This is a genomic window from Aeromonas sp. S19(2024) (assembly GCF_041402625.1).
Taxonomy (GTDB): Bacteria; Pseudomonadota; Gammaproteobacteria; order Enterobacterales; family Aeromonadaceae; genus Aeromonas; species Aeromonas caviae.
Map to the genome: position 1 here is coordinate 381,892 of NZ_JBGLQU010000005.1, position 7,528 is coordinate 389,419.

Here is a 7,528-nt window from a genome sequence, read left to right on the forward strand (position 1 = left end):
TTGGTAAAGAAGTAAACCATGGACAAATTCAAGATCACCGGCCCCTGCACCCTCTCCGGTGAAGTGACCATCTCCGGCGCCAAGAATGCCGCCCTGCCCATCCTGTTTGCCACCCTGCTGTGTGACGAAGAGGTTCAACTCTCCAACGTACCGCGCTTGAAAGACGTGGGTACCACCCTCAAGCTGCTGGAGATGCTGGGCGCCACCACCAAGGTCAACGGCAATGTGACCGTGCTGACCGGTGCGGTAAACAATCATGTCGCCCCCTACGAGCTGGTGAAGACCATGCGAGCCTCCATCCTGGCCCTGGGCCCGCTGGCAGCCCGCTTCGGTGCAGCAGACGTCTCCCTGCCCGGCGGCTGTGCCATCGGTGCCCGCCCGGTCAACCTGCATGTCCACGGCCTGGAGCTGATGGGCGCGAAGATCGTCATCGAAGAGGGCTACATCAAAGCCCGCGTCAACGGCCGTCTGAAAGGTGCCCACATCCTGATGGACATGGTTTCCGTGACCGGTACCGAGAACCTGATGATGGCCGCCACCCTGGCTGACGGTCGCACCGTGATCGAAAACGCCGCCCGTGAGCCCGAGGTGGTCGATCTGGCCAACTTCCTCAACGCGCTGGGCGCCAAGATCCAGGGCGCGGGCACCGATACCCTGACCATCGACGGCGTAGAACGTCTGCACGGTGGCAGCTACAGCGTGCAGCCCGATCGCATCGAGACCGGCACCTTCCTGGTGGGCGCCGCCGTGACCGGTGGCAAGATCACCTGCCGCAACACCGACCCCAGCCTGCTGGAAGCCGTACTGGTCAAACTGGAAGAAGCTGGCGCCCTGATTGAAAAGGGTGACGACTGGATCACCCTCGACATGACAGGTCGCACCCTGAAACCTGTCACCATCAAGACCGCCCCCTACCCGGCGTTCCCGACCGACATGCAGGCACAGTTCACCGTGCTGAACGCGGTCGCCCAGGGCACCGGCATGGTCACCGAGACCATCTTCGAGAACCGCTTCATGCACGTGCCCGAGCTGGTTCGGATGGGTGCCGACATCGAACTGCAGGGCAATGTGGCCATCTGCCGCGACACCCAGCAGCTCAAGGGTGCCCAGGTGATGGCGACCGATCTGCGCGCCTCCGCCAGCCTGGTGCTGGCCGGCTTCGTGGCCGAAGGGGCCACCATCGTCGATCGCATCTATCACATCGACCGTGGCTACGAAGACATCGAGCACAAGCTGCAAGGCCTGGGTGGTCGCATCGAGCGCATCAAGGAATAAGCTGGCTTCACCATGAGCCGACCATAAAAAGGCCCCCTCGCCAGGCGAGGGGGCCTTTTTCATGGCCGTGTACCAGATCGGACGGAGGGGGATCAGTGCCCCGCCAGTTTCATCTGCTCGACCAGTACGGAGCCGGTCTTGAGACTGGAACGCTCATCCTCATCACTGCCCACCGCCACGATATGGCTGAACATGTCGGCCAGATTGCCTGCAATGGTGATCTCCTCCACAGGATAGAGGATCTCGCCATTTTCAACCCAGAAACCGGCTGCGCCGCGGGAGTAATCACCATTGACGATGTTGACCCCCTGCCCCATCAGCTCGGTCACCAGCAGCCCGGTGCCCATCTCTTTGAGCATGCCATGGAAGTCCTGGCCGGTATTGGAGACCTGCCAGTTATGGATGCCCCCGGCGTGGCCCGTGGTGGTCAGGCCCAGTTTGCGGGCGGAGTAGGAGGTGAGCAGCCAGCTCATCAGCTCGCCGCTGCGGACGATGTCCATGTCGCGGGTGCGAACCCCTTCCCCGTCGAACGGGGTGCTGGCAAGTCCTCCCGGCAAGTGGGGGAACTCCTGGATGGTGAGCCACTCGGGCAGGATCTGCTTGCCCAGTTTGTCCAGCAGGAAGCTCGACTTGCGATAAAGGTTGCCCCCACTGATGGCCATCACCAGATGGCCCCACAGGCCGGCAGCGGTATCGGGGTGGAACAGCACAGGGGCATGGCGGGTGCTGATCTTGCGAGCCCCCAGGCGGGAAACAGTGCGCTCCACCGCCTCGTCAGCGATGCGCTGGGGGCTCCACAGCCCGTCCAGGGAGCGGCTGGAGGAGTAGCCGTAGTCGCGCTGCATGTCGCCATCCTGCTCGCCGATCAGTACGCAGCTCAGGGAGTTGCGCGATGCAGTATAGCCTTTGACGAAGCCGTGGCTGTTGCCATAAACCTTGACGCCCAGGTGGCTGGAGAAACTGGCTCCGTCAGAGTGCTTGATGCGGGCATCCCGCCCCAGGGCCAGCCGCTCGCACTCGATGGCCAGCGCGATGCCACGCTGGGGATCCAGCTCGATTTGGTGGCACAGTTGCAGGTCCGGGGCATCCCAAGCCAGCAGATCCGCATCCGCAAGACCGGCGCAGTCATCGGGAGAGGTGTGGCGGGCGATCTCCATGGCCGCTTCCACGGCGGCGCGAATGGCCGGCTTGGTCAGATCCGTGGTGGAGGAGGAACCCTTGCAACCGTCGCGATAGACGACGATGCCGAGTGCGCCATCCTTGTTGAATTCGATGCTTTCCAGCTCGCAGCCCCGGGTGTTCACCGAGAGGCCGGTCTGTTTGCTGATGGAGACTTCGGCAAGCCCGGCGCCCAGCCCTTTCGCTATCTCAAGGGCCTCGGCGACCACGGCCTCGAGATGGGATTGATCCTGGCGGATTTGATCTTGCTGGTCCATAACTCACATCTGTATGAAGGGAAGGAAAGGGGCTAAGCATATCAGACCCCTGCGCCCAGCGGGAGAAGCTGGTAACATATCCGCCAAACGTGAATGACAGGAATACAGAGACCGATGAGTCAATATCAAGACGACAACGAGTGGGAAGACTGGGGCCCCAGCAAGAGCCAGCTCAAGCGTGATGCCGAGGCCTTGCAGAAAATGGGGGAAGAGATCGTCTCCCTGAGTCACAGCGAGCTGGAGAAGATCCCCCTGGATGAAGAGCTTGCCGAAGCGGTCGAGCTGGGCCGCAAGCTCAAGCCGAAGAAGGATGAGTCCTTCCGCCGCCATCTCCAGTTCATCGGCCGTCTGATGCGTAGCCGCGATGTCGCCCCCATCGAAGAGGCCCTCTCCATCATCAAGATGCGTCACTCCACCGTGAACGCCCGCCTGCACCGCCTCGAACAGTGGCGCGAGCGGCTGATCACCGAAGGCGACAGCGCCCTCAACGAGCTGATGTCCCAGTTCCACGAGCTGGATCGCCAGAAGCTGCGTCAGCTGATCCGCACCGCCAACAAGGAGCGGGAGCTGAACAAGCCGCCGGTAGCCTATCGCGAGATGTACCAGTACCTGCGCGGTGAAATTGAAGATCTGTTGTAAGTGATGACTCACGTCCGCCTCAGGGCGGCGTGCAGTACACAATCAAACGGGGCCGCAACGGCCCCGTTTTTTCATGCGATTTCCGCTCAGCTGCCCGCCATGCACTGGGTATGAGTAGCAGGTTGCAGATAGGGGACCAGCAGGGGGGCCATCCCCTTGAGCACCTGTACAGGCAGCGCCGACGTGAAGCGGAACTTGTCGGACTGGCTGCCGGGTACATAGGCCGTCAGCGTGCCGAAGTGATCATCCCCGATGTAGAAGACGAAAGTCGCAGTCCGGTTGCGAGCCAGTGAACTGGTCACATTGCCGTAGCGACCGACCGTCTCGATCCGGTTGTCCCCGGTCCCCGTCTTGCCCCCCAGGGCCAGGACAGTACCATCCTGCAAGGCGAAGGCCCCGGCGATGCGCCGCGCCGTCCCCCCTTCCACCACCTTGGAGAGTGCATTGCGCAAGGCGTTGGCCACCTCGGCAGGCATCACCCGTTCCCCCTGGGTGTTCGCCGGTTCAAAGACGGTGGCGAAGGGGGTCCCCTTGGCAAAGGAGAGGTGCTCGATGCGCAGGGTCGGTGCACGAATGCCGCCGTTCTGGATGATCCCCATCAGCTCGGCCAACGCAGCAGGACGATCGCCCGAGCTGCCCAGTGCGGTCGCCAGGGACGGAACCAGGTGATCGAACGGGTAACCCAGGCGAGCCCAGCGCTGATGGATGTCGAGGAAGGCCTCAACCTCCAGCATGGTGCGGATCCGGCTATCCCGGGCACTGCGATGACGGGTCTTGAACAGCCAGCTGTAGACCTCCTGACGCTCGTCACGGCTGGCGGTTACCGCATCGGTAAAGGTGGCCTTGTCAAACTCCTTGAGATAGGCAAGCAACCACAGCTCAAGTGGATGCACCCGTGCGATATAACCTTGATCCGGCAGAGAATATTTGCCGGGGCCGTAATTGGTATAGAGCTGCTCTATGCGCTTCTCGGTCAATTTCTCCCGCGGCAGGCGCTTGGCCAGGAAAGCGGCAAAGTCGGCCTGGGAGGCTTCCGGCATCAGATAGCGATGCACCGCGGCGAGACGCACCGCGCTGGGTTTGAGACCATCGAGGAAGGTATCGAGCTGCTCTTCTGCACTCTTGCCGCGATATTTGCGCCAGAACCTCAGCAGATAGGTCTGCCCCTCCTTGTCGGCAAACTTGGCGAGATACTCGGTACGGCGAGGATCCCTGTCATCTTTCAACAACTGGGCACGATTTCCCTCCTTGTAGAGGCTGTAGCGGACGATGTCCCGCATCAAGCGCACGAAGGGCAGGTTGATGGATTCCCGCAGCGCATCGCGAATGGGCGGGATGCGACCGTTGTCTTCCTTGCGGAAGTTGTTGAAAGTGTGCATGCCACCGCCGGTAAAGAAGCCTTCATAGGGGCTTGCGGAATACTTGCGGTCCAGTGCGGCCTCCAGCATCACCGGCAGGCTTCTGTCCTTGGCACTCATCAGATAGGCGATGGCCCAGCGGCTGATGTTGTCCTGATCGGACACTTCGATCTTTCGCAGGCTCTCCACCGGCATATTGCCGTAGCTGTCATGCAACTCGGTGACAATCTCGAGATAGGTCGTCAGCACCCGCAACTTGGCGGTGGATCCCAGTTCAAGCTTGCTGCCCTCATTGATGTCGAACGGCTGGTCCGTGTTGTCGGTCTGCACCCTCACCTTGACCCCTTCCGGCGTCTTCTCGAACAGGGTAAAGCTGTACTTCACATCACCCGTCTTCTCCGGCGAGAGCAGGCGCTCACCAAACAGGCCCACCTGGGCTGCGAATGCAGGGTCTGCCAGTTGCTGCAGATACCGTGACACCTCGTTCTGCAGCGGCATATTGAGGGTGGTGTTGGCCGTCAGATCCATGCGGTCCAGATCATAAAGCTGCACCCCGAGCTGACGACTGAGACGAGTGCGAGCCACCTGCAGCCCCTTGTTGTTGTTGACTCGAGTGATGGCAGGTGCCTGCAGGAAATCGCGGAAGACCAGCTTGGCCTTGAGAGCCGACTCCATCAGGGGGGGCGTGATCATTCCCTCCTGCACGAAGAGTCGCAGATAGCTGTCTGTCAGGGTAGACAGTGCTTCTCTACCCTGCGCCAGGTAATAGGAAGGACGGCGGTGGGCAATCATCAGGGAGACAACCTGGCGCAAGGCAAGGCCCTGCTCGGCCAGGGTAGAATCCTGGTTGCGAGCGGGATCCAGCAGTCGATTCACCTCATCGACATTGGCGCCAAACCAGACCCAGAGGCCATCACCGAGACCGTGCACCTCGCCATAACCGGGCGCAGCAGAGAGCGGGACCGAGTTGAGGTAGGCCCAGGCAACCAGCTTGCGGGCCTCCAGGGTCTCGGGCCCCAGCCGATAGGCACGAACGCTGGCCGAGACCATTTGGCGGATCTTCTCGGTCGGCGAAACGGTCAGTCCATCGGGAGAATGACGATACTTTTCCACCTGGGTCGCAAGGGTACTGCCGCCAGCAGATTGATCCTGCATATCCAGCGCCTTGCCCACCTGAGACAGCGCCGCCTTGGCAAAGCGCGGCCAGTCTACGGCCGGGTTGGCCAGCGGTTCCTTGTTGCTCAGGAGTTCACGGTTCTCGATAAACAGCAGAGACTGGATGACCAGGGGCGGTATGGCATTGAAATCCGGATAGTAATGAGTCGGATACTTGTACTGGTAGAAAGGCTCGGCACGGCAGTCATAGAGTGTCAATCCTGCCTGGACCTTCTCGGTATAAGGCACGAAGAAACCGTGGCTGGCGTAGTTGTAGAGCGCATCGGAAAAACGGACCTGTTCGCTCACCTGGTAGCCACGCTGAACGAGACGTTCCTGGATCATGGGCATCAGCACATAACCGAGTCGCTTGTCGAACGGGCCGTCGTCGGGGAAGGCAATCTGCTTGCTGGGGCCGGGTTCGAGCTGATAGGTCAGGGTGGCCGCATAGCGGGAGATCTCCTGTGACTGCAGTCGGGAGGTCTTCATTTCATAACCCACCAGGGCGACCACGGCAGCCAGGCAAAGCAAGAAGATAAAACAGAACAACCAGCGCCACCAGGGTCGGCGTTTACGCTGCTGTTGCCCGTCCGTATTAGGTACGGATGAATCCTGAGATGCCACTTTATTTGAATCCGTCTGTTTTGATGCGCCCATATCAGCCCCACCATGGTTGCGCAATTTATTGTCTTTCAATCAAGCTTAGTCGTTTCAAGTCAAGGGCTTGAAATCTATTGACCGCTTTGCAGCGATGTTAACAGGGCGATTGTGAAAATGGGAGCCGATTGTTGCAACGCGGCAAGAGATCCGAGCTGCGGCATGAAAATGAAACACCGGCCAGAGGCCGGTGTTGACGAGAGCGGGGCGGTATTATTTGCTGGTGCTCATACTCTTCAGCTTGGTACTCAGCTCCTTGCGCTCCTTGGAAAGCTCGGCATTTTTAATGATATGGTCATCTACGCGCTCTTCATAATCGGTCCGCATGTTGGCGATGATGGCCTGAACCTCGTCAATGCTCATACCGGGTTTGATATAGTCACTCAGGTTGTCGAGCAACAGTACCCGCTTCTGGTTGTCACGGATCTTTTTCTCGTTGTCCGCGATTTCACGCTTGAGCTTGTTCTGACGACGGGACATACGCACATATTCCAGCACATCGTTGAAGGTTGACTTGTTTACTTGTTCCATATCGGTACCACTGAGTGAAGGTGAATAAAAACAGGCGGAGAGTCCCATACCAGAAAAAGAAACCGAAACCATGGCACGGGCAAACCCGGAATGCCCCTTACTCTACCGAGTTATGATTCAGATACAACCCCAATCGCAGCGCGGGCGGCGGGTTTAGACAGAACGGATCCGACTGGGTTATTACGCGAAAAATGATGAAAACGGAGAGAGCCAACATGTGGGTTCAATGCGGCCAGAGCAGCCGCAACTTTTTCCGGTACAGGCAACAAGTGAACGACGAACAGCACCATAGTGCCCGTTTGCCCTCCAGTGAGTGCTGAATTTCAGGCAATAAAAAACCCCGCTCGAGTGAGCGGGGTTTCTTGTATTGGGTGCCTGGCAGTGTCCTACTCTCGCATGGCGAATGCCACACTACCATCGGCGCTACAGCGTTTCACTTCTGAGTTCGGCATGGGGTCAGGTGGTTCCACTGCGCTA

5 protein-coding genes and 1 rRNA gene are annotated in these 7,528 nt (G+C 59.7%); 2 read left to right on the plus strand and 4 right to left on the minus strand.

From position 1 onward, the window contains the following. Positions 1-18: 18 nt before the first annotated feature. Complete coding sequence (gene murA, locus ACB037_RS13475) at positions 19-1,275, plus strand: UDP-N-acetylglucosamine 1-carboxyvinyltransferase (protein ID WP_045522219.1); 1,257 nt, start codon at positions 19-21, stop codon at positions 1,273-1,275. Positions 1,276-1,367: 92 nt separating this feature from the next. Here the strand turns inward: murA and pmbA are convergent, their stop codons facing one another. Then, entirely contained in the window at positions 1,368-2,711 is a 1,344-nt protein-coding gene (gene pmbA / locus ACB037_RS13480) for a metalloprotease PmbA (protein ID WP_371175425.1), read from the minus strand. A gap of 114 nt (positions 2,712-2,825) precedes the next feature. Here pmbA and yjgA point away from each other — a divergent pair, with 114 nt between their 5' ends. After that, the gene (yjgA, locus tag ACB037_RS13485; protein ID WP_010672689.1) at positions 2,826-3,350 is read left to right on the plus strand and encodes a ribosome biogenesis factor YjgA; all 525 of its coding nucleotides are present in this window, start codon (positions 2,826-2,828) and stop codon (positions 3,348-3,350) included. Between the two features lie 86 nt (positions 3,351-3,436). On the opposite strand, the gene ACB037_RS13490 is transcribed toward yjgA, so the two are convergent. From ACB037_RS13490 to rrf, 3 genes are all read right to left on the minus strand, one after another. Next, on the minus strand, positions 3,437-6,520 hold the full coding sequence (locus ACB037_RS13490) for a transglycosylase domain-containing protein (RefSeq protein WP_124244971.1): 3,084 nt from the start codon (positions 6,518-6,520) through the stop codon (positions 3,437-3,439). Between the two features lie 213 nt (positions 6,521-6,733). Further along, the gene (gene tmaR / locus ACB037_RS13495) at positions 6,734-7,051 is read right to left on the minus strand and encodes a PTS system regulator TmaR (RefSeq protein WP_010672687.1); all 318 of its coding nucleotides are present in this window, start codon (positions 7,049-7,051) and stop codon (positions 6,734-6,736) included. Between the two features lie 373 nt (positions 7,052-7,424). After that, a 5S ribosomal RNA gene (rrf, locus tag ACB037_RS13500) occupies positions 7,425-7,528 on the minus strand; the annotation flags it as partial.